Source organism: Pontibacter sp. Tf4 (genome assembly GCF_014212495.1).
GTDB lineage: Bacteria > Bacteroidota > Bacteroidia > Cytophagales > Hymenobacteraceae > Pontibacter.
On the sequence record NZ_JACKZC010000010.1, the window covers coordinates 28,080 to 53,336 of the forward strand.

Below are 25,257 nucleotides of genomic sequence, written 5' to 3' on the forward strand. Positions count from 1 at the left end.
TTTTATAGGTTGTTAATCGCCCTGCCAGTAAGCATAGCGGCTTATCTTTTTAAGTTCAAGGTTGCGTCCGTCCCAGGTCCGCTGCCGGATCAGCTTGTTAGGGTACTCCGTTGAAAACCAATAGGAGTTCACTTTGTTGGGCGCCAGCTGCACATTTACCTGCCAGGCTTTTTCTTCCTCATCTGTTCCATTGCCAGTGGACGTACTATTTACCTGAATGGTGGCCTTGTATACAGCAGGCGCGGTGGCTTTGTTGGTTTGTTGTGTTTCGGCAATGTCGGCGTTAAAGCGTAGCCCATCCCGGAAACGCAAAGCCCGCAAACTATAGGGCAACTGGTCTTCAAACAAAAGCGCTTTGGTAAGCTGCCGGTTACCTTCGCCCTGCCCGTCGAAATACGAATTATAGTACATGCTATAGTTGTTCCCTTCGTCGGTAACGGATTTAAAGGTATTGCCGCACCACTCCTGCGACGAGGTAGTTAACTTATGCAGCTGCCAGGGTTTGCCCCGGTGCACAAATACAGAAGTGAGGTAATGGTAAGGATAATTATCGGTGGGGATGCGGCAGAACTCATTCACTTTCATCACCGGAAACAGGTCATCGCGGTTATAGTTGTCGGTTTTAACATTGTGTTCGCGGTTAAAATCCTCCTTCACTGTGATCAATGTAAACTCGAATTCCCGCTTTTTGCCGTACACTACCCGCTCTGCGTCGTAAATGGCCACTTCTGCCAGCCCATCGTCCCATAGTTTATCCATCGCCCAATCCGGGTTAAAATTTTCTTTTATGGCGTCGTAGGCGTTGGTTTCGGTGGCTTTGCGGTCCGGAGCGGGACCGGAGCAGGCCGAAAGCAACAGAAGCGTCAGAACCAGGGAATATAGTTTGCAAGCGTACATATACAGAAAAAAATTAGGTACCCTAAACGGTATTTTACCTCCAAATTAAAGCTTTTAGCTTAAAACCATACGACAGCCGGATAACTACGTACAGAAAAACAGGGCACATTACATTACGATCATGGTTTACCGCTGGCTGATACTGCTGCTACTGTTGTTGCCGGGCAGGCTGTTGGCGCAACTACCGGAACCAGCATGGTTACAAACAGAGCGGCAGGCCCAACTGATGCAGCAGGCCATCGACCTGTACAGCTGCATTTCCACTACCAATACCTGGTACACTTTGCCTGCAAACCTGCGGCTAAGCCCCGGCGATACAAACCAATACGTGCCCAACTTACAACACAACCTGCTGCTCACCCGCGATCTGCAACCCGACTATAGTATGCCTACCACCATTTACGACACCTTGCTGGTGAGTGCCGCCATGAGGTTTCAGCAACGCCATGGCCTGAAAGCGGACGGGCGCATTGGCCCCAGAACAATTGCAGAACTGAATGTACCACCTGCCCGTCGTCTGCAACTGCTCCGCAACAACCTGCAACGCTGGAAAAACACGACCTCCTGCGCTCCGCGGCCTGCCATTTACATCAACATACCAGCCTTTGAACTATACGTGCTGGATACTAGCCGCGTGCTGCTACAAATGAAAGTGATCACCGGCAAGCCCGCTACGCCTACCTACCAGATCACCACCGAATTACAGTCTATAGTAGTTAACCCTACCTGGAACCTGCCCCGCTCTATTGCCGTGAACGAGATCGTGCCCATTCTGCGGCGCAACCCTAATTACCTGAACAAACGGAACATGCGTGTTTATTTGAATGGCCGGCAGATAAACCCCTGGCGCGTGAACTGGAAAGCCGTGAACAGCAGCAACTATAGTTACCAGATCACGCAGATGCCCGGACGGGACAATGAACTGGGCGAACTGAAGTTTTTGTATGACAGCAAAGTAAACCAGTACATGCACGACACGCCCCGCAAAGAGCTTTTCGACTATTACCCGCGCGATTTCAGCCATGGCTGTATTAGATTGGAAAAACCCTACGAGCTTGCACTTTACTTACTGCAGTACCACAATGGTTTTTCTAAAGCAAAAGCCGAAGAACTGCTGCATACCAGGAAGCCCAACCACTACCTGCACGTGAGAAAGAACATGGCGCTATTTATACTTTACCAGACCGCCTGGGTAGACCAGCATGGCCTGGTGCAGTTCCGGAAAGATGTGTATGGTTATGAGAAGGTAAACCTATAGTTCGTGATCTTCTCCTGTCAGCCAGTCAAAATCCACATCTTCCACATGGTCTACATCCGATAGCTCAGGCAAAAGTTTATGCGAGAGGTGCAGGCGTTCCACATCGTAAATAGTGGCAGGCAACACTTCCGAGGTGCTCCACTGTTTATCCCGGAAAAGCTCGGGGTATAGTTTGTTCATGCCCAGCAGGTAATAACCGCCATCCAGCGCCGGCCCGATCACTACTTCGTGGGTTTGCAGCGCCTCAAAAGCCTGTTCAATTATTTCCTGGGTAAGCTGCTTGCAATCGCTGCCGATAATGACAACTGAACTATAGCCAGCGGCAAAAGCCTCTTCAAACGCAGTCTGCATTTTCTGGCCCAGGTCGCCTTCGGTCTGCAAATGGTGCTGGTAGATTTGTTTCGGCCACATGCCATCGTCTACTATATTATCGGCAAAGTAAACGGCCTTGTCAGCAGCTAATTTTTCGGTTACCTGGCGGGTATGCTGCAGCAGATGGATGTAGATCTCTAAAGCTACTTCGGGGCCAACGGCTTGGGCGAGGCGGGTCTTTACTTTGCCCAGTTCAGGGGCCCGCACAAACAGCAGTAACAGGTTTTTATGGCTCATACACTTTCTCTCCGTTGGTTAACCAGAATCCCCAGAAATCGGAATAAGGATGTATACGGCTGGTCCGGCCCCCGGCATCAAAAACCGGAAAGCCTTTGTTCACCCAGTTAAAGATACCGCCCTGCAGGTTATGTACATCCGTATAGCCTACATCCAGCAGTTTAACGCCTACATTGGCGCTCCTGGCTCCAACAGCACAGTAAAGTATCAGCTTTGCATCCTTCGGTATGTCTGCCAGGTCTTCCAGTTTAGACGTGTTATAGTTCACAAACCTTGCTCCCTGCAGGTGGCTTATTTCATACTCTGCGGGTGTCCGTATATCCAGCAACATATAGGGTTGTTCCAGCGCCTGCAGTTCTCCGGGTTCTATAGTTGGCACTTTTTGGTTTGCAACCATACTGGTGAGCAAACTATAGGCGTAGTGTTTTCCGGTGTCAGTTAAAAGGATGGCAGCAGCTATAAGGGCTACTAAAAGTAGTATGCGTTTGGTCATAAAGTAAATTGAGTGTTAAACAACTGTCTGGCCGCCGCAACTGGAACCTGCCCCTGCCGTGCAGCCATAGCAGTGCTGGTTTAGCACTATGCTGCGGTTATTCAAAGCCTGCAGGTCAAAATTGCGGATGTGTTGCGGCGCAGTTGGTGCTACGTGCAGTTCCAGCATCTGGTTAAAGTCGCAGTCGTACAGGTACCCGTCCCACCCTACCGAAATGGTATTACGACACATCACACTGGCAGCAGCAGCCGGGTTAAACGCATCCACCAGTTTCTCCATATAGCTCTCATAGTTACCACTTTGCAGCAAATACTCCAGGTAACGACTGATGGGCAGGTTGGTAATGCAGAATAATTTATTGAAATGGACACTATAGCCAGCCAAAAGGCGACGTTTGAACTCCGCTTCCAGCGTCTGCTGGGCAGCTGGCAGAAAAGCGCCGGAAGGATTATAAACCAGATCGAGTTGCAGACCTGAGTTTTCAATGCCATAGCCCACTTCGTTCAGCATCTTCAGCGCTTTGATGGATTTTTCGAACACGCCATCGCCGCGCTGTGCATCGGTACGGCTGGCCGCAAAGTATGGCAACGATGACACCACCTGTACCTTATGGGCTTTAAAGAATTCCGGCAGGTCGTGGTACTTCGGGTTGGCCAGGATAATGGTCAGGTTACACCTAACTATAGTTTGCCTGCCCAGTTTCGAGATCTCTTGTACAAACCACCGGAAGTCCGGGTTCATTTCAGGGGCACCGCCGGTTATGTCAACTATAGCCAGTTCCGGGTTATGCGCCAGCGCATCCAAACAAAGCTGCATGGTTTCGCGGGTCATGATCTCCCGGCGGTCCGGGCCGGCATCAACATGGCAATGGCGGCAGGCCTGGTTGCACATTTTGCCTACATTTACCTGCAGAATGGTAGTGCCTGTGGGTTTAAGGGGTAATAAGTTATGCTGTTGCAATTTATCGGCAAAGGCCGGAAACTGTGCTCCCTGCTGCAATACAGTCAGCTGAAAACCGGCATCAGCCAGCTCATGGTGTTGTTTTTTAAGAGAAGTTACAGGCATGCTTACATGGTCAGTTCTTTGATCTTGTTCATCATCTGCACGCCGTGCACCAGTGCCGCGCCGCCTTTAATAGCTGCTGCCACATGCACGGCTTCCATCATCTGGTTCTCATCAGCGCCTTTCTCCAGGCAATCCGACGTGTAGGCGTCAATGCAATACGGGCACTGCACCGCATGCGATACCGCCAGTGCAATGAGCGCTTTTTCACGGGCAGTCAGGGCGCCTTCCTTGAACACTTCGCCGTAGTAATCAAAAAACTTGTTGCCCAGTTCCGGCTGCAGCTCGGTTATGTTGCCAAACTTTTTCAGGTCGGCTGGGTTATAATATGTCTTTTCCATGAGTATAATTGCGTATGAATGGTTAAAACTGAAACGTTGCCTTTTGTTATAGCAACAGTAAAACTACACCTGTAAGCCCGGAATGTAAACTATAAATACGAAAAGCATAAGGCAACACGTCGTATATTTACTTTAAATACCTGATCCTATGGCCATCCAAACTATGAATCCGGCCACCAACGAGGTGGTTAAAACATTTAAACCGCATACTACCGAAGAAGTTATCCAGAAAATAGAAGCTGCAGATAATGGCTTCCGAAAATGGCGCAACACACCCTTTGCCGAGCGCGCTAACCTGATGCAGAAGTGTGCCGACATTCTGGATAACGAGGCCGAAACGTATGGCCGCATCATCAGTCTTGAAATGGGCAAGCCGCTGAAGGATGGGATTGCTGAAGTGAAGAAATGCGCCCTGGCCTGCCGTTATTACGCCGAAAATGCCGAAGATTTCCTGAAGGATGAGCTGATTGAGACCAAAGCCGATAAAAGCCTCATCGCTTACCAGCCGCTGGGTGTTATTCTGGCCGTAATGCCCTGGAACTTCCCGTTCTGGCAGGTTTTCCGGTTTCTGGCGCCAGCGCTGATGGCTGGCAACACCGGTTTGCTCAAACATGCATCCAACGTACCGCAGTGCGCGCTGGCTATCGAAGAAATTGTACGTAAAGCCGGCTTCCCCGAAGATGTATTTTATACCCTGCTTATCGGCTCAAAAGAAGTGGATGCAGTCATTCAGCACCCGGCTGTAAAAGCTGTGACCCTAACCGGAAGCGAAGGCGCCGGTGCCCACGTAGCTGCGACGGCCGGCAAAGAGATCAAGAAAACTGTGCTGGAATTAGGCGGTTCTGATCCGTTTATAGTGTTAGATGATGCCGACCTGGAACTGGCTGCTGAAAATGCGATAAAATCCAGAATGGTGAACACAGGCCAGAGCTGTATTGCCGCCAAACGGTTTATAGTGGTTGAAACTATAGCCGACGCTTTCCTGGAAAAGATGAAAGAGAAAATGGCGGCACTAAAAACCGGCGACCCGCTGAAAGACGACTGCGACTACGGTCCGATGGCACGCCCTGACTTAGCAGAAGAATTAGCAGAACAGGTTAAAAAATCCGTAGCCAAAGGCGCAGAAATAGTGCTGGATGGTGGTCAGGAGAAAAAAGGCAGCGCTTACTTTAAGCCGATGATCCTGAAAAATGTGAAGCCCGGGATGCCCGCTTACGACGAAGAAATGTTTGGCCCTGTAGCTGCCTTTATAGTTGCCAAAGACGAACAGGAAGCTATCCGCATCGCCAACGACTCCCGTTTTGGGTTAGCCGGCTCCGTCTGGACGCAGAACCAGGAACGTGGCCTGAAAGTAGCCCGTCAGGTAGAATCAGGTGCTGTGTTCGTAAATGCCATGGTAGCCTCCACCCCCGAAATGCCTTTTGGCGGCATTAAAAAATCCGGCTACGGCCGCGAGCTCTCCTACATCGGCATCCGCGAATTCGTCAACCAGAAAAGCATCTGGGTTAGTTAGAAAGTTTAGATGTTAGAAAGTTTAGAAGTTAAATATCTTATTTGGGTATATGATAATTTACATCACTATTAAGATTGTTGTATAACCACTTTTAACTTCCAAACTTTCTAACTTATACCTTAAAGATATCCCATCAGCTTATACATCATGTAACCGGCAACTTCGTGGATGAGCAGGTGCCAGTTGTTGAAGGCGGAAATACTCGGGATGATGGTTTCGTCGGGAGTCAGGTAACGGGGGCCGGAGTAGAAATCCGTGCTGTAAGGATCTGCAGCTATACCTTGTTTGGTAAAGCAGCCTTGCGCGCGGCGCATGTGAAAAGCGGAGGTTACCAGTAGCCTGTTCTTCCACTCGGGGTGGTGCTGCAGCACTTTTGCTGTGTTTACCGCATTTTCGTGGGTGTTACGGCTATTGCTTTCCGTAATAATGTCTTCTTCCGCCACGCCGGCCATTAACAATATCTTTTCGATCTGCTCTGCTTCCGGAACGGCTGTACCTGTTACCCGTCCGTCGCCTCCTGATATCAGGAACTGGTCTATTTTGCCCAGGCGGTATAGTTGCAGCGGGTGCAGAAAGCGGTCGGCTCCTTTGTGCGTATGGATACGGTCGGCCATGTCTTCGCGGTAGCCGGTTACACCCGTCAGGATGATGGCCACATTGTAATGCGCCACTTTACGCACAGGTGTAGCAGGCACCTCCCAGGCACGCCAGGCCTCTTTCTCTAAAAACGGATTAGAAAAAACAACAAGTATAGCTAGTGCTGATAGTAAAAACCTACGCTTGTACTTTGGCTTCTTCAGGAAAAGACTCAGAAACAAAAACAGCAGCACCCACAAAAAAGGCATCAGGAATAGGTGCAGCAGCTTGGATAACAGGAAGAACATAAAGGGCTGAAAGTTGAAACCGTACCGCTTAAAAGCTACAACTATAGTTTCAGTCAGTTTCTGCTTCCGAAACTTGTATGACTATAGTTTCCAGGCAAGATAGGAAAGTATGGCGAAACCTTAAAACAACTATAGCTTAGAAGAACTTGCGGAAGAGCCACATAAGCAGCGAGAGCAGTGCGCTCAGCAGCAGCATGGTGGTAAAAGGAGCAAATATTTTCACGTTCTTTTTCTCCACGCGCACATCGCCCGGCAGGTTCCCAAACCAGTTCAGTTTGTCGCCGGCAAACCAGACCAGCAGGCCTACCACCACTAAAATTACCCCAACTATAACAATGTATTTCCCGATTGGCTGCATCGCTTAAAAACTTACCCTGGCCCCCAGCGAAATGTTAACAATATCCCACAACCGAAGCGCCTCCCGCTCCTTAAACCACGATGTCGCGATCAGGTCGTATGTGCCCAGTTCGCCGTATAAGCCTATTTTATCTATACTGCTGTTACGGATATCTCTCGTGACGGATGCACCTGCAAACCCAAGTACCCGCACCTTCGGCGACCACCAGTAATAACTTTTAGGGTAATTATCGGGCCAGGAAAGCGGGTATTTGTCGTCAAAATAATAGCTGAACCCTAACCCAGCCTGTATTGGAATGACTGTGATCTGCTTGCGCCGTTTTATTTTCCAGGGTTTGTAGGTTCCTTTTAAGGTCAGCAGGTGCTCGGCCTCATCGGAGTCAAATTTGGGTACGTAGCCATACAGCAGGTCGGCGGTCAGGCGCTCCCGGGCAAACTCGTAGCTCGGGCCAACAGCCAGCATGCCCATGTTACCGGCAAACTGCAGCACGGCTGCATCGGGCACATACCAAGGCGCTTCCTGCTCCAGCGTGTCGCCGGGGAAGTGCTGGGCAAACAGATTTCCGGAATAAAAAAGAGCTACGCAAAAGCAGATAACTCTCAGGACATGTTTTCTCATCTGAAATCAGGATCTGCAGTGGATACCCGTTCAAATGTTACGCTGTTGCCGTTGGCACGCATTACAATGTATTCTTTATCCTGTGTATCGCCTACGTTCATATATTTTGTGCCGCCCTCTTTGTACTGGTACGTCTCAAAGTTATGGCCATGCCCGTGTATGCTCATGCTTACGTTGTACTTATCCATCAGTTCACGGTAACGCATCAGTTTATCGGCCCCAAACGAATCGTCGTGTGGTGGTATATGCGATAGCACAAATACCTGCTTATAGTTGGCACGGTCCTGCAGTTCGGTCTCCAGCCAGGCCAGGTTCGGGGCGGCTCCGTCAAACTCCCAGTTATTAGTGTTCAGGAAAATAAACTTGGCGTGTCCGGCCACAAAACTAAAATCGTAGGGGCCATACATTTCGCGGTATACCTGCTTGCCGTTGTTGGTGGCATCGTGGTTGCCTATTACCGTTACCAACGGAAACTTCAGCTTGCTTAAGCGGTCATTTATCAGTCGGTACTCTTTCAAAACTCCAAAATCTGTGATGTCGCCGTTGTGCAGTACAAACTGTACATCGTTGCGCTTGTTCAGGTGGTTAACGGTGGCTTCCGTTTCTTTGTAAAATCCCTGGGTATCCGATATCAGCGCAAATGTGATGGTAGCATCTGCGGGTATGTTCTGTGCTTTTATACGCTCTATGTTCTTCAGGTTCAGTTCCTTTTCGTTGTCATTCAGGCGTACTTCGTAAGGGCTGTATTCAAATTTATCGCAGGCCTGTAAAGCCATCACCGACAACACCAGTGTGGTAAGCGTAATCTTATTCCGGTAGTTAAATTTTGTAGTTGTATGTTGCATATATTGGTACTTACAGTAGTATATACCAACAGTGCAATTATTTGTTTAGAGAAAGGGAGTAATTTTTAGCTAAAAAAGTTGCTTTGAGTCTTATAATCAGATAATTCTGTAGTTTTTATACTCCCATAACCTGTAGCCTGTAATACCTTCCACAAACCGTCTTATCCTATCTTTTAAGTTAAACCGGCGGTAGCTCAGGTCATAGTCGAACTTCCAATTGATCCTATTTACCCGCTCCTGCATCACGGCAGGGTGCGTATCTTTAAAAAGTGCAAGTGCATCCACACCAGCATAATCAAATTCTTCGGCTTTGGGAATGTTCGTTTCGATCCATTCATCGGAATGGTACATGCGGTTAAAGCTCAGCTGCTTGCCCTGCATAGCACGCGGGTCTCTTACCCAGCCGTAGTGGTAAATATAAGCGTCTATCAGCTTCACGTTCAGCTTCTGGTTGTCACCTTTCCGGAAACCCTGCGCATCGCGGTACGAGTAAATATCCTTTCTATTCTTTATCACACGTATCTCGCGGCGGTACCAGCGGGTGGCCTCCCCTACATAGTCGTAGGAACCATAAAAGTGTTTGTACTTAAACAGCAGGCCGTCAACTTTCGCGTTGTCCTTGTGCTGCTGCATGGCGGCTTTTATAGTTGGCAGGTACTGTTCGTGCACTATTTCATCGCCCTGTATGTAAAAAGCCCAGTCGGCGTCCGGCGAGATGGCGGCAAACGCTTTGTCGGTTTCCTGTGCCAGCACCCGGCCGCCTTCCCGCAGACTATCGTCCCAAACGGTTTCGATGATGCGGATCTTCGGTGAATCTATACTTTGAATAAGGGCCAGCGTGTCGTCTTCGGAGTTACCAACGGCTACTACTACTTCATCGCAGATGGGCAGGATGGACCGGATTGCTTCTACTACCGGGTAGTCATATTTTATGGCATTCCGGACAAAGGTAAAACCGCTTACTTTCATGGGCATGGTTTAAGATGAAGTGGGGCGTAAAGTTACAGAAAATGCTACGAACTAACCTGCAAAAGCCGTAAATTTGAGTTCTGTTGAAGAACCAAAACATACTATAGTTTGAAAGTTTGCATTGCTGAAAAACCAAGTGTAGCCCGCGAGATAGCCAACGTAATTGGGGCCAGAACCAAGAAGGACGGTTATTTTGAGGGTAACGGCTACCAGGTAACCTGGACCTTCGGGCACTTTTGCCAGCTGCGCGAGCCCGACGACTACCGCCCCGAGTGGAAGCGCTGGAGCATACACGACCTGCCCATGCTGCCGCAGCAATACGGCATAAAACTGATGCAGGACAGCGGGGTGCAGAAGCAGTTCAGGATCATAAAACAACTACTGGACAACGCTGAAGAAGTAATAAACTGCGGGGATGCCGGCCAGGAAGGAGAAGTGATCCAGCGCTGGGTACTGACCGAAGCCAAGTACAGAAAACCTTTTAAACGCCTTTGGATCTCGTCGCTGACAGAAGAAGCTATACGCCAGGGGTTTGCTAAACTGCGCGAAGGCTCCGAGTTCGATTCGTTGTACCAGGCCGGTAAAAGCCGTGCTATCGGCGACTGGCTGCTGGGCATGAACGCTACCCGTTTGTTTACCCTGAAATACGCCAACGGCAGCCGCCAGACCTTATCGATAGGCCGTGTACAAACGCCTACGCTGGCCATGATCGTGAATCGCTACCATGAGATCATGAACTTTGTGCCGCAGCCTTACTGGGAGCTGAAGACCGTGTACCGCGAGGTAACGTTTGCCAGCACCAACGGACGTTTCCATAAAGAGGAAGATGCACAAAAGATACTGGAAGCCATTAAGCAGGCCGAGCTGACGATAACCGATGTAGAGACCAAGAAAGGTACCGAAGCACCGCGCAACCTGTTCGACCTGACCTCGCTGCAGATAGAATGCAACAACAAACTGGGCATGTCGGCAGACGAAACCCTGAAAACCGTGCAGAGCCTGTACGAAAAGAAAGTAGTGTCCTATCCGCGCGTTGATACTACCTACCTGCCTGATGACATTTACCCGAAGATACCGGGCATTTTGCAGGGGCTGGACAACTATAGACAGGAAGTAGCGCCATTGCTGCAGGACAAGATCCGGAAAACCAAAAAGGTATTTAACAACAACAAAGTAACCGACCACCACGCCATTATCCCAACCGGTGCCAGTGCCGGCAGCATCTATGGCCGCGAAGCCGATGTGTACGACATCATCACACGCCGTTTTATAGCTGCTTTTTACCCGGATTGTATTGTGAGCAACACCACGGTTAATGCCGAATCTGCAGGCTATAGTTTCAGGGTTCGGGGCAAGCAGATATTGGAGCCGGGCTGGCGCGTGCTGTATGGCGCTGAGGATGTGAAGCTGGATAACACGCCAGCTAAAGAAGGCGAAGCCGAAGAAGTAATGGCCGGTGTGCTGCCGCATTTCGAGAAAGGCGAACATGGTCCGCACGAACCGCTGCTGGAAACCAAAATGACCAACCCGCCTAAAGAGTATACCGAGGCCACCCTGCTGCGCGCCATGGAAACAGCCGGTAAACAAATGGAAGACGAAGAACTGAAGGATGCCTTGAAGGAGAACGGGATTGGCCGTCCTTCTACGCGCGCTGCTATCATCGAAACCCTTTACAAACGCCAGTACATCCGAAAGGATAAGAAGAAGATAGTGCCTACCCAGATGGGCATTGATTTGATTGGTGTGATCAAAAACCAGACGCTGAAGTCGGCGGAGATGACGGGGCAATGGGAGAAAAAACTGCGCCAGATAGAAGGCGGCGAGTTTAAAGCCGAAGCCTTTTTGCAGGAACTCCAGAACTTTGTAATAAGCCTGGTGCAGGAAGTGAAGAACGACAACGCCCGCGTAACCATCGAACCGCAGGCCGCTGCTGCTCCGGCTCCGAAACCAGCAGGTGCTGCCAAAGAGAAAAAGGCAAAACCGGCAAAAGAGAAACCTGCAGCGCCAACGCAAGGCCTTGGCTCCTGCCCTGCTTGCCAGCAAGGCTATATTGTTAAAGGCTCGTCGGCGTATGGCTGTATCCGCTACAAAGAGGGCTGCCGCTTTTTAATACCTATTGAGCAGTATGGCAAACCTCTGAACGAAAAACAGGTAACCGCCCTGCTCACCAAAGGCAAAACACCAACTATAAAAGGACTGAAAGGCGCCGATGGTAACAGTTTTGACGGCATACTGAAACTGAACGGACAACAACTACAGGTAGAGATAGCACCTAAAAAAGCAGAAACCGACCCGTTTGCCACCTGCCCGCGCTGTAAGCAAGGCAAATTGCTGAAAGGGAATACAGCTTACGGCTGCAGTCGCTTTAGGGAGGGCTGCCAGTTTAAAGTACCGTTCGAGATCGGAAGCAAAACCTTATCTGAGAAACAGATTGCCACGCTGCTTACCAAAGGCAAAACAGGGAAGATAAAAGGCTTTATATCGCCTAAGACCGGAAACGCTTTTGAAGCTGCCCTGGCTTTAAACGATGAATGGAAGGTTGTATACCAGTTTTAAACAGCAGGCAACTATAAACAGAAAAGGGCACCTGCTATAGTTGCCCTTTTCTGTTTATAAAAATGTAGAAGTTTATCTTACCGTAAAGCTAACTTTCTGCTCGGCTACGTTTGTGCGGCCATCTACAGCACGAACCAGCAACTGGTAGGTTCCCGCTGAGGCGTTGCTCATGGCAATTGTAGTATCGTACTCAAAAGCTTTCTTATCCAGTGCTCTTTCAAAAGATAACACATCTGTCTCGTTCTGCTTTACTGTAAACCGGAGTGTTTTAACAAGGTCTTTATCGAACCCAGTTATAAAAATGCGCAGGCCCTGTGTTTGCTGCACATTCTGGTTTATGGTGGGGGCGTTAATGGTCAGGCTCGGTTTAGAGCCGTCTGGCTGCATATCTCCTTCTTCAAAAAGATCTTCGCAACCGGTGAGCACAGCTATGGCAAACATAGCGGCTACTGTTGTTTTCAATTTCATGGTACTGTGGCTAAAAGTTTACGCTAAATAATGGCAGAGCCGGGTGGTGATATTCTATTTCAGGCCGGCACCATTATTCAGGCGTACCAAAGTACAAAGCAATTTTTAAGCTGCAAAAGACATTGCTTACTTTTATCTAAAATTCCATCCAAAAACCACATTCATATCAACATAATCATAAACCTCACAAGCCACTGTACTTTAACACCTTGCAAAAGGCTTCTATTTATAAAAAACAATCTCACCGCAAAACCAATCATCCTATAAATGCAATTAATCCGGGTATCGAAACACTATAGTTTCAGTGCAAAAATCAGCTGCACCATCTGCAGAAAACGGGGCTCCAATACCAGCCCTGCAGATAACTAAATGCTGTCGGTATCGTAGAAAAAAGCGTTGTGTCAATTTGTATTGGCACAGCACCAGTTAAGTATAATTTTAATCAATAAATAAATCCAAAACCTATGAGAAGCTATGAAAACTCGGGTTATAACCCGTACAATGACAACTACAGATCTGAGAGCAGAGGCTCTGGAAGAAATTATTACTCCGATAACTTTTCGAACAGAGGCACCAACTATGGCAGCAGCAGAAGCAGCTCTGATTTTGGATCTGGCAGAGATTACAGCGCAGGTTCAGGATACGGCAGTGGCTCTACCTATGGCCGCTCAGCTGGTACCACCGGCAACTATGGCTCATCGTCAGGTTACGGTTCTTCTTCCGGATATGGATCTTCATCGGGCTACGGCTCATCAAACTATAACAGAAGTTACGGCTCTTCCAGCCCGCGCTATGGCAGCGATTACGACCGCAGCAACCGCGATACCTGGAGCCGCACCGGAGACAGAATAGAGAACGCCTGGGATCGCACTAAAAACCGTGTATCCAACGCCTGGGACCGCATGACAGATGACGACGACAACAGATATAACAGAGGCTCTTACGGTTCATCGTCGAACTATGGCAACCGTTACGGATCGGGCAACAACTATGGCTCGTCCAACTATGGTTCTGGTTATGGCAGCAGCGGTATGGGTTCATCTAACTATGGCTCATCTAACTATAACACCGGCAGCTATAGTTCAGGCAACTATGGCCGTGGCACTTATGGCAGCTCTATGGGCACATCAGGTTATGGCTCCGGCAGCTACAACCGCTCATCCAGCGATTACGACCGCGACCGTTACGGAAACGAAGACCGTGGCTTTTTTGACCGTGCCGGCGATGAGATAAAGTCATGGTTTGGTGATGAAGAAGCAGAGCGCCGCAGAAGAATGGACGAAATGCGCGACCGTGAAAACGACAACGACTATAACCGTTATGGGAGCAGCAGCCGGTCATCAGGGACCTATAGCGGACCTCCCTACTCTTACGGATCGTCTTCGCGAAGAGACTATGAATGGTAGAACTAACTACCGGCGGCCGTATAGTTACGGTTACCAGTGGTAATTCTCCGATTGGATAGTGGATGGAACTCCACAAAAAATGCCCCGCTGTTGCAGCGGGGCATTTTTATTTGCACATTTGCTCTCTTTTAAAAACGGCAGGCAGCTATCGTTTACTTGCCTGTTATGTCTAATTGATTTTCAGCCAATTACTTATACTTTATCATGAAAAGAATTTTACTTCTGATCTGTTTCTTCTCTTTTGCGCTTGGCGTATCGGCACAGCAGCTGGGCGTAAAGGCCGGCGCTACTTATGCTACCTTTAGAGGCGCCGACGCTAAAAACTATGACCACCGCTTAGGTTATTCGGCCGGTTTATTTTACCAGCAGCACATCAACGACCTGATCGGGATACAGATAGAAGCCCTGTATACCTCGCGTGGCGCTAAAGTAGAGAATGTATCCTCAACAGGTGTGAAGACTGAGGACAAGTTCAGAATGAATTATGTGGATGTGCCCTTGTTGCTGCACTTTTCGGCAGGTGGCCTGTTCTTTGACTTAGGTCCGCAGGCAAGCTTTATTGCCAAAGCGCGTCGCATCATCGAGACCACGTCGGCAGATGGCAACACTACTACTACCAAGGAGAACAACATTACCGACCATCCTTATACTGTTGACCTGGGCTATGCAGCAGGCATTGGCTACCGTGGCGCCAGCAACATTGGCCTGGAAGTACGCTACACCGGCGGCCTGAAAGACATAGACGACGAAGGCCCGTTTGTGAACCAGGAGCGCCATAACTCCACTATTTTCCTGATGCTGAGCTACCTGTTTTAAGAAGCAGTAACTATAGTTTATAAAAAAGCCCCGGCCAGCAGCCGGGGCTTTTGTTTGGTATGTAGCTTATTTTAAACTGATAAAGACGCAGGTTCCTCTATTACACTATAAATATGCTCGTAACGCTTAAACCCCTGTACATCAACTTTCAGGTCGCGTAGCAAGCCTTCCTTAATGTCGTAAACCAGCCCATACAACCTTGGCGGGTTATCCGATAGCATGGCATTCTGGATGATGGATGTTTTGGACAGATTATGCACCTGCTCGATCACGTTCAGTTCTACCATGCGGCGCAGCCGGGCTTCTTCATCGTATATGCTCATCACTTCGCGCTCGTGCTGCCTGATCACATCTTTAATGTTGCGCAACCAGTTATCGATCAATCCATATTGTTTATTGCCTGCCGCAGCCGCAACCCCACCGCAACCATAGTGGCCGCAAACTATAATATCTTTCACTTTCAGCACTTCCACGGCATACTGCAGTACCGAAAGCAGGTTCATGTCGGTGTGTACTACCAGGTTGGCAATGTTGCGGTGCACAAACATTTCGCCGGGGCCTGTTCCGGTAATCGCCGAGGATGGCACACGGCTATCGGAGCAGCCGATAAACAGGTAGCGCGGCTCCTGGCCCAGGGCAAGCTTGTTAAAGTAATCCGGGTCTTCATTCAGTTTATCCGCAACCCACTTGCGGTTATTCTCCATTATCTTTCTCATATCTGTCGTTGTTACTCGGTTTTTAATTTTTCGCTTCAATTTTATACCTGGTTAGTGAACATTCAGCGCCGCTACTTCCGGTACGTTCAGCACCTCTGCCACAATGTTTCGTTCGTGGGCGGTTTGCTTAAACTCCTGGATCGCTTCCAGCACATCGTAATCTATAAATTCAGAGTTCTCACCGTCTATGATCACATGGCTGTTGCCCGGCAGGTGTTCGAGGGTCAGCACAATACTGGCCTTGTTCAGAAACGAGACGTGCTCACTTAACCTTAACCGGATGATATCCTTTTCCCGCTGCTCCTCTTTATGGTAAAAGTATGGCGATCTATAGTTGGCTTTCAGGATAAAGAAGATACCCACGGCAAGTCCCACGCAGATACCTATCAGCAGGTCGGTGAACAGGATGGCCAGGATGGTAACCGCAAACGGTATAAATTGCTCGGAACCTAGCCTGAACTGTGATTTGAACAAGGTTGGTTTGGTTAGCTTATAGCCCACCACCAGCAGCACCGCCGCCAGCGCCGACAACGGCACCTGGTTCAGGAAACCCGCCAGAAACAGCACTGATAATAGCAGAAACAAGCCATGTATAAAGCTGGACATTCTGGTTTCGCCGCCGGCTACAATGTTGGCAGAGCTGCGTACAATTACCGCCGTCATGGGCAGGCCGCCCAGCAAACCACTGATGATATTCCCAACTCCCTGCGCTTTTAGCTCGCGGTTGGTAGGCGTGCGGCGCTTGTGCGGGTCCAGTTTATCTACTGCCTCCACGCTCAGCAGGGTCTCTAAGCTGGCAACTATAGCAATGGTAAAGGCCACTACATAAAGCGATGGATTGGAAAAGACGCTGAAATCGGGCAGCTGTAACTGATTCCCGAGGTCGGCAGCGCTGGAGATGAATGGCAGGTTAACCAGGTGGCTCGATGTGATCTGCAAAGCAGGAAAATAAGTCCCGAACAGGGCATTGATACCTACCGAAACCAATACCACAATTAGGGCGCCCGGTACAAACTTAAACAGTTTAATACGCTTTACCGGTTCGGTATCCCAGAGCACCAGGATGACCAGCGACACAGCTCCAACTATAAAAGCACCTACGTTTATGCTGGACAAAGCACTGGTGATACCCGAAAAGGTGTTCTTGCCATCGGCCTGCGCAAAATACAGGCTCCCGAAAAAGTCATCATCGGCACCTAAAAAATGCGGAATCTGCTTCAGGATGAGGATAAGGCCGATGGCTGCCAGCATACCACGGATAACCGACGAAGGAAAGTACAGCCCGATCACCCCGGCCTTCAGGAAACCAAGTACCAGCTGCAATACACCGGCCAGCACTACTGCCAGCAGAAAGGCTTCGTACGTCTGTAGTGTTTCTATACCGTTCAGTACAATTACTGTCAGCCCGGCGGCCGGGCCGCTTACACTCAGGCTCGACCCGCTTAACCACGATACCACCACACCACCAACTATACCGGTGATCAAACCTGCAAAAAGGGGTGCCCCCGAAGCTAAGGATATACCTAGGCAAAGCGGCAGGGCCACTAAAAATACCACCAGACCAGCCGGAAAGTCTTTTCCTAAGCTGGCAAAAGCTGTTTTTGTTCTCTCTTCTGAGCGCATAAATTAATCTGTATTCTAATCCGGTAAAGCAATTGCCCCGCCCCAAAACGGGACAGGGGCAAAAGCCATTAGTCTCACCTAATGCTCCAAAAGTATAGTGGCGGCATTAAGGCGGAATTAAAACGAGATTAAAAAGAGATTAAAATCAGGAATGAGCTGTTGGAGCGCCATTGGCCTGTGGCAGGGTAAGCATAACTTCGGTGCCCTGGTTAATCTGTGACTTTACGACAATTGAACCACGATGCAGCTTAAGAATCCGCTCAGACAGCGGTAACCCTATGCCATGGCCAGTGATGCTGCGTACGTTCTCTGCCCTGAAGAAAGGCACAAAAACGTGCTTCAGGTCTTCTTCGGCAATACCGAGGCCTCGGTCCTGTACCAGCAAATGCACATCCTTTTTATCTACCACAATAAGCACCGAAGCACTTTTGCCCGACGGCGAAAACTTAATGGCGTTCTCGATGACATTAACTATAGCTATCAGCAACAATGCTTCGTTGCCTTTCACAACCAACCGGTTTTCGTCTTCCGGAAAATCAGCGAAGTTGATGTGTATCTGTGCCTCCGGCTGGCGTTTCAGCACCTGGTCATGCGCCATCCACACCAGTTCATCAATGCGCAGGTGCTGCCGGGTAATTTTTGACTGATCGATGCTGGCCTGGGCAATCTGGAGCAACCCATTGGAAAGTTCGGTAAGCAGGCGTACATCATCCAGGGTAGAATGTAACACACGCTGGTATTCTTCCGGTGTACGGGGCTTCATCAGGGCCACTTCCAGTTCGCCCATCATGGTAGTAAGCGGCGTGCGCAGCTCATGCGAGGCACTGGAAACAAAGGTGCTCTGCATTTCAAATGCCAGTTCCAGACGCTCCAGCATTTTATTAAAGGTCTGCGAAAGCTGTGATATCTCGTCTTTGCCATCGGCATCGCTCACGCGCATATGCAGGTCCGAAGCCGTAATTTTCTCTACTTCGCTTACTACTTTAGTGATGGGCCGCAAAGCCGCCTTGGCAAAAAACCAGCTTGCCGCCAGCACCACTACCAGCGAGCCCAGCAAGCCAACTATAAGTATCACCTTCAGGTGCTCCAGTTTTTTTAAACTATAGGCATCTATAGATGAAGCCAGGACAACATACTGCCCTTCAGAAGTAGTGTAAAGGATACCAACAACCTGCCTGATATCCTGCTCATAATGTACTTCCTTTTCGGTACGTATGCGCTGCAACAGCTCCGGGCTGATCTCCAGGTCGCCGGTGCCCTCTGTAAATATACGCCGGCCACGTTCATCAAAAATGTTTACCACCTCGTATGGCAATGCCTGGTAGTAACGTATCTGGTTCCGACGGCGGGTCTCGGTATCAGCCTGTGTGTTTTCCAGCGCATAGCGGGCTACTGCCTGGGCACGTACTCGTATGCGGTCATAAAAATCTTCCTGCCGGTAAATAGACGTAAAGTAGTAGATCACCAGCGAGAACAACACCAGTATAAGCGCAAAAACACCAGCAAACTGCAGCGTTAATCGGGTTCTGATCTTCATGCGTCGTGCTGCTCTTTTAATACATACCCCATCCCTACTAATGTATGGATAAGCTTGTTCGGGTGGTCTTTGTCTATCTTTTTGCGCAGAAAATTAATGTATACATCAATTACGTTGCTGCCGGTATCAAACGATGTTTCCCAGACCTGCTCTATAATATCTACCCTGGATACCACACGTTCCTTGTTGCGCAACAGGTAATACAGCAGGGCAAATTCGCGGGCAGTTAAGTTTACCGGTTTCCCTCCGCGGTTTACTGTTTTCTTTGCCAAATCCATCTCCAGGTCGGCTATGCTTAGCTTTTCGCTGGTAGCATTGTCGGTGCCACGACGGGTAAGCGCCCTGATGCGGGCCAGCAGCTCTTTAAACTCAAAAGGTTTGGTCAGGTAATCGTCGGCGCCGGCATCCAGGCCGGTTATTTTATCGTCGGTGGCGCCAAGGGCGGTAAGCATCAGTATAGGCACAAGCTGGTTCTGCAACCTGATCTCGCGGCACACTTCCAGGCCATTGCGGTTCGGCAGAATCACATCCAGTATGATCAGGTCGTACTCGTTCTGCAGGGCCAGCTTTATGCCGAAGGTACCATCGTATGCCTGTTCTACTTCATAGGTCTGTTCTTCCAGCCCGCGCTTAATGAAGGAGGCTACTTTGGGGTCATCTTCTACCAGCAGTACTTTCATACAGGTTTTTGCTTCTCTTGCTTTTTTGCTTCAACTTTGGCTACAAGGCATTTGTTTACAGCCGCGAGCTTTTGCAAAGGTACGCGCAATATCTAAAAGAGCCACGCAACGTTTTACTACTATGGCACATTCGCATCACCACTGGCATGATCATCACCATCATGGAGGCAGCAATATAAAGCTGGCTTTTTTCCTGAATCTGGGCTTTACTATTATTGAGTTTATCGGCGGATTCTGGATAAACAGCGTGGCCATTATGTCGGATGCCCTGCACGATCTCGGTGACTCGCTCTCGCTGGGGCTGGCCTGGTATTTCGAAAAGCTATCCAAAAAAGGCAGCGACAGCACGTTCTCGTATGGGTACAAGCGGTTCTCGTTGCTCGGCGCTGTTATCAATTCGGTTATCCTGCTGGTTGGTTCGTTCTTTATCCTTTCAGAGGCTATTCCGCGCATCTGGAACCCCGAAGCGGTAGATGCTGCCGGTATGATTGGTTTTGCAGTGCTGGGAATTATTGTGAACGGGGCGGCTTTTCTGCGGCTGAACAGTGATAACTCTATAAACGAACGGGTGGTACGGCTGCACCTGCTGGAAGATGTGCTGGGCTGGGTAGCGGTGCTGGTGGGTGGCGTAGTACTTTACTTCTTCGACTGGCCTGTGATCGACCCGCTCTTATCCATCGGGATTACTTTGTTTGTACTATATAATGTCATAAAGAACCTGCGCCAGAGCCTTACCATTTTGCTGCAGGGAACACCACCCGAACTGGATACCGAAGCCATACAACAGCGCATTACCAGCATTCCGGCCGTAGACTCCATACACGACCTGCACATCTGGACGCTGGATGGCAGCTACAACGTGCTTACTTTACACGCCGTGGTAGCCGACGACCTGCAGCTGCACGAAGCCGAAAACATAAAACAACAGATACGCCACCTGCTGACAGATGTAGGTGTGCAGCATATTACCATAGAACTGGAAGTACCCGGCTACGCCTGCGAACACGCAGACTGCGGCAATCCTAATTCTGGTTAAGCAGCACAGCTTCGCGTATCAGCTCGGCAAAATAGGTTTCGTCAATATCTTCGGAAGTACGGATCTTGATGTGGTAGGGCTGGCCGTTGCGGCTCACCAGCCGGCGGGCAGGGTCAGAGAGCTCTTTGCCCCTGAAAAAGCCGAAATGAATGCCACTGCGGGAAGAAGCGAAGTAACAAACAGGACCATAGAAAAAATAACACGGGTTATCCCAGCGTACACATTCTTCCAGGTGTGCCACCGAGCCATTTATGATACGCCTGATCTCCTGTGCCAGCACAATCTTTTCAGGGCTCAGTTTTTCGATGTACTCGTCCACCTGGTTGGTTGTAGCTTTCGTTCTCATAGTTCAGATATGCTTTCAGCAAGTTAATCGCTAAATATACAATTTATTTAATGTTCAAGCGAGTAGCACCTATTTTATTTGCTGATTGTCCGGATCAGGATTTCCAGGATTGGGCTGCTGGTTTAGTTAGATGCTATAGTTTTATAGTTGAGGAATTACACATCCCTACCCCTCTCAAGAGGGGAATCTCTGTCCTTGCTATAGTTTGAGTTATAGTTTTATAGTTGCTGTTGGTCATTCTCCTTCAAAGGTGGACTTTTAGACATAGCTATGGTTGCAGCTATAGTTCTATAGTTGCGCTGGTCCAACCACCCCTGCCCCTCAGAGCTACGCTCGCTACCTTCGAAATCACTTCTCGGTAGTCCAAGGAGGGGAGTTTAGGTTACTGCTATGTTAACAGCTATAGTTCTATAATTATAGTTTTAACACCCCTGCAGTCCCCTCAAGGGGACAATCTCTGCCTTTACCAGCTTAATAACTATGTTTTATAGTTTCAGCCCACGGGCAGGGCAGGTTTACCTGTCCCTATGGAAATACAACCACGAGAAAAACAGATCTGCCTTAACCAAGAATGAAAAAGGAAACCATAGCTACATCATATACTATCGAGTATGATTTCAGTCTTTGGGTTGAGCGCCTTGTAGATTTCCGGTGCTGAAAGCATTGCGAGGCACGAGCAAAGGAAATGTACACCGCGCGATGCCCGAAGACGGGGCCTCCCGGCCCGGGAGGGAGCCGAGCTAACTATAGAACGATAGGCTCATAGAGCTCCCAGGATTAGTGGAAACTATAGAATAACGGCTTGTCTCCAGTTGCAATTGGCCTCAACTATAGCACCAGACACTCACAGGAGCTGTGCACACTGTGAGGTCTTAAGCAACTATAGTCTGAGATAGATTTCTCGCTGCACTCGAAATGACAATAGTGGGAACTATAAGACACAAAGATCCTTCAAAGCTAAGCCGACCGAATTCGACTCACGTCTCAGCCATGCTCGGAATGACAACAGTAAACTATAATACTACTACCCCTTGCCTCAACCGCTCTAACAACCTCGTTTCCAGTTCAGGTAGCTGACAGAAGCCTTTAGAGATAAGCTCGGTGCCCTGACGCGTGCGGAGGTACACGCTTGGAAAATTGGTTGCGCCCAGGGCGGCAGTAGCTTCAAACTCGTCGTCTAATTGCTGCATCACCTCATCCGACTCAAAAAGGGCCAGAAAAAGGTTCTCTGAAACGCCGAACAGGCCTGCTATTTTAACCAGCACTGCAGTATCGGTCAGGTCCTGCCCGTCGGCAAAGAAAGCGGAATGCATAGCGCGAAGCACTTCTAACGTTAGTACCGGGCGTAACAGGCGCATACACAGCAAGGCACGGCAGGCAGGTTCGGTGGAAAACACATAGTTCTTCTGCAGAAAGAAACGGAAATCGAAGGGCAGATGCGTGCGCTGTTGCACCCAGTGCCAGTTGGTGGCGAGCCGCTCCCGTTCTTCGCGTTTCAGGGGTTCGGTATTGTAAGCCTGCAAATTTCCTAACTGCACCTGTACCTGTAAGCGCCCCTGCCATAAGGCAGCCAGCCGGCGTACCACATAGGTAAAACCGTAGCACCAGGCGCACATTGGGTTGGTAATATAAAAAATAGTAGGCGTATTTGGAGACTGTACCATTTGTAGCCGCTTGGGTTTAACTATAGTTTACAGGTGCCAGGCGTTTCAGGTTGTTCGTTATTGATTGATTGCTGATTGTTGATAGTTCTTAAGAGTCTGCATTCATAATTCATAATTCATAATTCATAATTCATAATTCATAATTCATAATTCATAATTCATAATTCATAATTCATAATTCATAATTCATAATTCATAATTCATAATTCTAATGATAGATCATCTTCACGGTCATCCCGCCATCTATAGTTAAACTTTGGCCCGTAATAAAACCTGCCTTCTCAGAACATAAGAATAACGCTGCTTCTGCAATATCTTCCGGTTTACCCACACGGCCGACCGGGTGCTGCTCCTTATCTTCTCTGGTGTGCGACGGGGTGTACTTCTGGCTTTTCTTCTGCCACTCCCCTGTTTCTATCCAGCCCGGAGCAATGGCATTCACTCTGATCTTATCTTTTGCCAGGCTCACTGCCAGCGAATGCGTAAGTGCTTCCAGCCCGCCTTTAGAGGCAGAATAGGCAAATGTATCGGGCTCCGACATAAAAGCCCGTGTGCTGGTAATGTTCAGGATGGCAGGATGTAAGGACTTACGCAACAAGGGCAAACTATATTTACTGCAGAGCAAAGGCCCCCGCAGGTTCACGGCCAGCACACGATCAAAGTCCTTCATCTGCAGTTCATCCAGGTTCCCCATAAAAGGATCCGCAATCCCGGCATTGTTGATGAGGACATCCAGTTGGCCATGCTTCTCACGCACGTACTGCAGCAAATCAATAACCTGCTGCTCAGAACTCACATCGCAGGCGATAAAGTCTATTGTTAAATTTTCTTTGGAAAGTCTCGCTACAGCTTCCTGTCTGGCTTCTTTATCAGCATCTGCTATCAATACATATGCCCCGGCTTTTGCAAACGCCTGAGCCATACCCAGGCCAATACCTTGGGCACCCCCCGTTATTAAAACAACTTTGCCTTTATAGTATGTATCTGCCATTTAATTACCATTAACGAACTGCTTAAGATAGAAAGTAAAAATAAAACCCGCTGCCAGTTGCTGATTGCACTCCGGCAGCGGGTTTATAGTGATCAAACTATAGTTATCGTTTATCCAGTTGGCGTTTCAACTTTTCTGAAACATTATCCAGCAGCTGGTACCAGTTATCGCCTTCATCATGGGCAAACACATCGTTGCCAGGCACACCCACGCGCATGCGCACACTTTTCTGGTTTGTGGCCTGGTTTGCTTCCTCTTTAAAATAAACATCCACCGAGTCTATTTTGGTACCATGGCGCTTCAACTTTGTAATTATCTCGCGGATGTTCTGCTGGATGGTGTCGGGAATTTCAATGTCTACCGCTTGTATGTCTAATTTAATGCCTTCAAAGTTCTCTGTGTAGTTCATATGCATTTGTTTTCATAAGTGATGCCGGCAATTTTACCGGCTTTATTTGTGTAAAATTAAACGTACAGGCACGGCTTAGGTTCTTGCGGTATGGCTATAGTTTTGTGCTGTTCGGGCAGGTTATATTCACAACATAAAATATTTTACTCATTTTTCAGACCAACTACTTGACTTTACGTAAACCGTTATTAACTTTGAAACTCAAAGTACTTTATTATGAACCAACAGCAAGACCAGTTAGCTACCCTGCACGAGATCCGGAACATCATGGATCGTTCTTCCCGGTTTATTTCGCTTAGTGGACTTTCGGGTGTGGCGGCAGGCGTATCGGCGCTAATAGGTGCAGCTGTCGTAAAATGGTACCTGGTAACAAACAATATCGTTTACAATGAGATTTATGGCCTTACGCTAACCAGAGAGGCTATTATCTTTATACTATCGGTTGCAGCCTTGGTATTTATACTCGCCCTGTCTTCGGCTACCTATTTTACGGCACGCAATGCCAAGAAGAAGAGCCATCGTGTATGGGACAGCAAAACAGAGCGCATGCTGATCAACCTGTTTATACCCCTGGCAGCTGGAGGCATTTTCTGCGCTATACTGATGTATCATGGCCTGTTTTATTTGGTGGCACCGGTAATGCTTATTTTTTATGGTTGCGCCTTACTAAATGCCAGCAAGTATACACTGAGCGATATCCGGTACCTGGGCATTATTGAGATTGCACTGGGGCTTGTCGCCAGCTTTTTTGTGGGGTATGGTTTATTAGCCTGGACGTTGGGGTTTGGAGTGCTGCACATTGTGTACGGTACACTGGTGTATTTTAAATACGAACGCTAACAGGCACGTGAAAGATTACCTTGAAAATATAAATAAAGCCTTCGAAAGCAGGGCGCGGTTAGGCATTATGTCGGTACTGATGGTGGAAGAGAAAACCGATTTTAACACCCTGAAAGAGACGCTGCAGCTAACAGACGGTAACCTGGCAAGTCACCTGCGTGCACTCGAAGATGCCAACTACCTGCACGTAGAAAAGCAGTTTGTAGGTCGTAAGCCAAACACTACTTACCAGGCTACCGATGCGGGCCGCGAAGCTTTCAAGAGCCACCTGGACGCACTGGAGCAGTTAATTTTAAATAACCGGAACGGCATCTAAATTTTT

Annotated in this window: 27 protein-coding genes; 8 read left to right on the forward strand and 19 right to left on the reverse strand. The window is 48.8% G+C overall.

The annotated features are described in order from the left end of the window. Nucleotides 1-12: 12 nt before the first annotated feature. On the reverse strand, nucleotides 13-897 hold the full coding sequence (locus H7F15_RS16130) for a hypothetical protein (RefSeq protein WP_185198030.1): 885 nt from the start codon (nucleotides 895-897) through the stop codon (nucleotides 13-15). A gap of 121 nt (nucleotides 898-1,018) precedes the next feature. Between H7F15_RS16130 and H7F15_RS16135 the strand changes: the two genes are divergently transcribed. Then, nucleotides 1,019-2,155, forward strand: coding sequence for a murein L,D-transpeptidase (locus tag H7F15_RS16135; protein WP_185198031.1), 1,137 nt, complete (start codon nucleotides 1,019-1,021; stop codon nucleotides 2,153-2,155). Here the strand turns inward: H7F15_RS16135 and H7F15_RS16140 are convergent. The 4 genes from H7F15_RS16140 to H7F15_RS16155 are packed head-to-tail and all read right to left on the reverse strand — an operon-like array spanning nucleotide 2,150 to nucleotide 4,660. Beyond that, complete coding sequence (locus tag H7F15_RS16140; protein WP_185198032.1) at nucleotides 2,150-2,764, reverse strand: TIGR04282 family arsenosugar biosynthesis glycosyltransferase; 615 nt, start codon at nucleotides 2,762-2,764, stop codon at nucleotides 2,150-2,152. The genes H7F15_RS16135 and H7F15_RS16140 overlap by 6 nt on opposite strands. After that, nucleotides 2,754-3,257 carry a rhodanese-like domain-containing protein gene (locus tag H7F15_RS16145; RefSeq protein ID WP_185198033.1) on the reverse strand — a complete coding sequence of 168 codons (504 nt, stop codon included), beginning with the start codon at nucleotides 3,255-3,257 and terminating at the stop codon, nucleotides 2,754-2,756. The genes H7F15_RS16140 and H7F15_RS16145 overlap by 11 nt, the downstream gene beginning before the upstream one ends. 15 nt (nucleotides 3,258-3,272) lie before the next feature. Beyond that, nucleotides 3,273-4,322, reverse strand: a complete 1,050-nt coding sequence (arsS, locus tag H7F15_RS16150) for an arsenosugar biosynthesis radical SAM (seleno)protein ArsS (RefSeq protein WP_185198034.1) — start codon at nucleotides 4,320-4,322, stop codon at nucleotides 3,273-3,275. Nucleotides 4,323-4,324: 2 nt separating this feature from the next. Further along, the gene (locus tag H7F15_RS16155) at nucleotides 4,325-4,660 is read right to left on the reverse strand and encodes an arsenosugar biosynthesis-associated peroxidase-like protein (RefSeq protein WP_163916249.1); all 336 of its coding nucleotides are present in this window, start codon (nucleotides 4,658-4,660) and stop codon (nucleotides 4,325-4,327) included. Between the two features lie 148 nt (nucleotides 4,661-4,808). Here H7F15_RS16155 and H7F15_RS16160 point away from each other — a divergent pair, with 148 nt between their 5' ends. Beyond that, nucleotides 4,809-6,173 (forward strand): NAD-dependent succinate-semialdehyde dehydrogenase, encoded by a 1,365-nt coding sequence (locus H7F15_RS16160; RefSeq protein ID WP_185198035.1) that lies wholly within the window; start codon nucleotides 4,809-4,811, stop codon nucleotides 6,171-6,173. A 119-nt stretch (nucleotides 6,174-6,292) separates the two neighbouring features. On the opposite strand, the gene H7F15_RS16165 is transcribed toward H7F15_RS16160, so the two are convergent. The 5 genes from H7F15_RS16165 to H7F15_RS16185 all read right to left on the reverse strand — a co-directional run bounded on the left by H7F15_RS16165 (nucleotide 6,293) and on the right by H7F15_RS16185 (nucleotide 9,847). Then, nucleotides 6,293-7,057, reverse strand: coding sequence for a YdcF family protein (locus H7F15_RS16165; RefSeq protein ID WP_185198036.1), 765 nt, complete (start codon nucleotides 7,055-7,057; stop codon nucleotides 6,293-6,295). Between the two features lie 136 nt (nucleotides 7,058-7,193). Next, nucleotides 7,194-7,415, reverse strand: coding sequence for a DUF2905 domain-containing protein (locus H7F15_RS16170; RefSeq protein WP_185198037.1), 222 nt, complete (start codon nucleotides 7,413-7,415; stop codon nucleotides 7,194-7,196). 3 nt (nucleotides 7,416-7,418) lie between these two features. Further along, on the reverse strand, nucleotides 7,419-8,033 hold the full coding sequence (locus tag H7F15_RS16175) for a hypothetical protein (RefSeq protein WP_185198038.1): 615 nt from the start codon (nucleotides 8,031-8,033) through the stop codon (nucleotides 7,419-7,421). Then, nucleotides 8,030-8,878, reverse strand: coding sequence for a metallophosphoesterase (locus H7F15_RS16180; protein ID WP_185198039.1), 849 nt, complete (start codon nucleotides 8,876-8,878; stop codon nucleotides 8,030-8,032). The genes H7F15_RS16175 and H7F15_RS16180 overlap by 4 nt, the downstream gene beginning before the upstream one ends. A 96-nt stretch (nucleotides 8,879-8,974) precedes the next feature. Beyond that, nucleotides 8,975-9,847 (reverse strand): glycosyltransferase family 2 protein, encoded by an 873-nt coding sequence (locus H7F15_RS16185; protein ID WP_185198175.1) that lies wholly within the window; start codon nucleotides 9,845-9,847, stop codon nucleotides 8,975-8,977. 108 nt (nucleotides 9,848-9,955) lie between these two features. On the opposite strand from H7F15_RS16185, the gene H7F15_RS16190 reads away from it, so the two are divergent. After that, nucleotides 9,956-12,403, forward strand: coding sequence for a type IA DNA topoisomerase (locus H7F15_RS16190; protein ID WP_185198040.1), 2,448 nt, complete (start codon nucleotides 9,956-9,958; stop codon nucleotides 12,401-12,403). Between the two features lie 72 nt (nucleotides 12,404-12,475). On the opposite strand, the gene H7F15_RS16195 is transcribed toward H7F15_RS16190, so the two are convergent. Then, nucleotides 12,476-12,871, reverse strand: a complete 396-nt coding sequence (locus H7F15_RS16195; RefSeq protein WP_185198041.1) for a hypothetical protein — start codon at nucleotides 12,869-12,871, stop codon at nucleotides 12,476-12,478. Between the two features lie 464 nt (nucleotides 12,872-13,335). Between H7F15_RS16195 and H7F15_RS16200 the strand changes: the two genes are divergently transcribed. Both H7F15_RS16200 and H7F15_RS16205 read left to right on the forward strand, forming a co-directional pair. Further along, nucleotides 13,336-14,277 carry an SWFGD domain-containing protein gene (locus H7F15_RS16200; RefSeq protein WP_185198042.1) on the forward strand — a complete coding sequence of 314 codons (942 nt, stop codon included), beginning with the start codon at nucleotides 13,336-13,338 and terminating at the stop codon, nucleotides 14,275-14,277. Between the two features lie 204 nt (nucleotides 14,278-14,481). Beyond that, nucleotides 14,482-15,093, forward strand: coding sequence for a porin family protein (locus H7F15_RS16205; RefSeq protein ID WP_185198043.1), 612 nt, complete (start codon nucleotides 14,482-14,484; stop codon nucleotides 15,091-15,093). A gap of 71 nt (nucleotides 15,094-15,164) precedes the next feature. Here the strand turns inward: H7F15_RS16205 and H7F15_RS19350 are convergent, their stop codons facing one another. The 4 genes from H7F15_RS19350 to H7F15_RS16220 all read right to left on the reverse strand — a co-directional run bounded on the left by H7F15_RS19350 (nucleotide 15,165) and on the right by H7F15_RS16220 (nucleotide 19,649). Beyond that, a complete protein-coding gene (locus tag H7F15_RS19350; RefSeq protein ID WP_221627104.1) occupies nucleotides 15,165-15,809 on the reverse strand; it encodes a carbonic anhydrase in 645 nt (214 codons plus the stop codon). 51 nt (nucleotides 15,810-15,860) lie between these two features. Further along, complete coding sequence (locus H7F15_RS16210; protein WP_221627105.1) at nucleotides 15,861-17,432, reverse strand: SulP family inorganic anion transporter; 1,572 nt, start codon at nucleotides 17,430-17,432, stop codon at nucleotides 15,861-15,863. Between the two features lie 145 nt (nucleotides 17,433-17,577). Next, entirely contained in the window at nucleotides 17,578-18,969 is a 1,392-nt protein-coding gene (locus H7F15_RS16215; protein ID WP_185198044.1) for an ATP-binding protein, read from the reverse strand. Further along, on the reverse strand, nucleotides 18,966-19,649 hold the full coding sequence (locus tag H7F15_RS16220; protein ID WP_185198045.1) for a response regulator transcription factor: 684 nt from the start codon (nucleotides 19,647-19,649) through the stop codon (nucleotides 18,966-18,968). The genes H7F15_RS16215 and H7F15_RS16220 overlap by 4 nt, the downstream gene beginning before the upstream one ends. 121 nt (nucleotides 19,650-19,770) lie before the next feature. On the opposite strand from H7F15_RS16220, the gene H7F15_RS16225 reads away from it, so the two are divergent. Continuing rightward, nucleotides 19,771-20,685, forward strand: coding sequence for a cation diffusion facilitator family transporter (locus H7F15_RS16225; RefSeq protein WP_185198046.1), 915 nt, complete (start codon nucleotides 19,771-19,773; stop codon nucleotides 20,683-20,685). On the opposite strand, the gene H7F15_RS16230 is transcribed toward H7F15_RS16225, so the two are convergent. The 4 genes from H7F15_RS16230 to hpf form a co-directional block, all read right to left on the reverse strand. Beyond that, on the reverse strand, nucleotides 20,672-21,031 hold the full coding sequence (locus H7F15_RS16230; protein ID WP_185198047.1) for a DUF1801 domain-containing protein: 360 nt from the start codon (nucleotides 21,029-21,031) through the stop codon (nucleotides 20,672-20,674). The two genes, H7F15_RS16225 and H7F15_RS16230, sit on opposite strands and share 14 nt — an antisense overlap. Before the next feature lie 1,013 nt (nucleotides 21,032-22,044). After that, on the reverse strand, nucleotides 22,045-22,695 hold the full coding sequence (locus H7F15_RS16235; RefSeq protein ID WP_185198048.1) for a DsbA family protein: 651 nt from the start codon (nucleotides 22,693-22,695) through the stop codon (nucleotides 22,045-22,047). Between the two features lie 208 nt (nucleotides 22,696-22,903). Further along, nucleotides 22,904-23,686: an SDR family NAD(P)-dependent oxidoreductase gene (locus tag H7F15_RS16240; protein WP_185198049.1), complete on the reverse strand. Its 783-nt coding sequence runs from the start codon at nucleotides 23,684-23,686 to the stop codon at nucleotides 22,904-22,906. Nucleotides 23,687-23,789: 103 nt separating this feature from the next. Beyond that, the gene (gene hpf / locus H7F15_RS16245) at nucleotides 23,790-24,095 is read right to left on the reverse strand and encodes a ribosome hibernation-promoting factor, HPF/YfiA family (RefSeq protein WP_185198050.1); all 306 of its coding nucleotides are present in this window, start codon (nucleotides 24,093-24,095) and stop codon (nucleotides 23,790-23,792) included. Between the two features lie 216 nt (nucleotides 24,096-24,311). Between hpf and H7F15_RS16250 the strand changes: the two genes are divergently transcribed. Both H7F15_RS16250 and H7F15_RS16255 read left to right on the forward strand, forming a co-directional pair. Then, complete coding sequence (locus tag H7F15_RS16250) at nucleotides 24,312-24,935, forward strand: hypothetical protein (RefSeq protein WP_185198051.1); 624 nt, start codon at nucleotides 24,312-24,314, stop codon at nucleotides 24,933-24,935. 7 nt (nucleotides 24,936-24,942) lie between these two features. Beyond that, nucleotides 24,943-25,251, forward strand: a complete 309-nt coding sequence (locus H7F15_RS16255) for a transcriptional regulator (RefSeq protein ID WP_185198052.1) — start codon at nucleotides 24,943-24,945, stop codon at nucleotides 25,249-25,251. Nucleotides 25,252-25,257 lie beyond the last annotated feature (6 nt).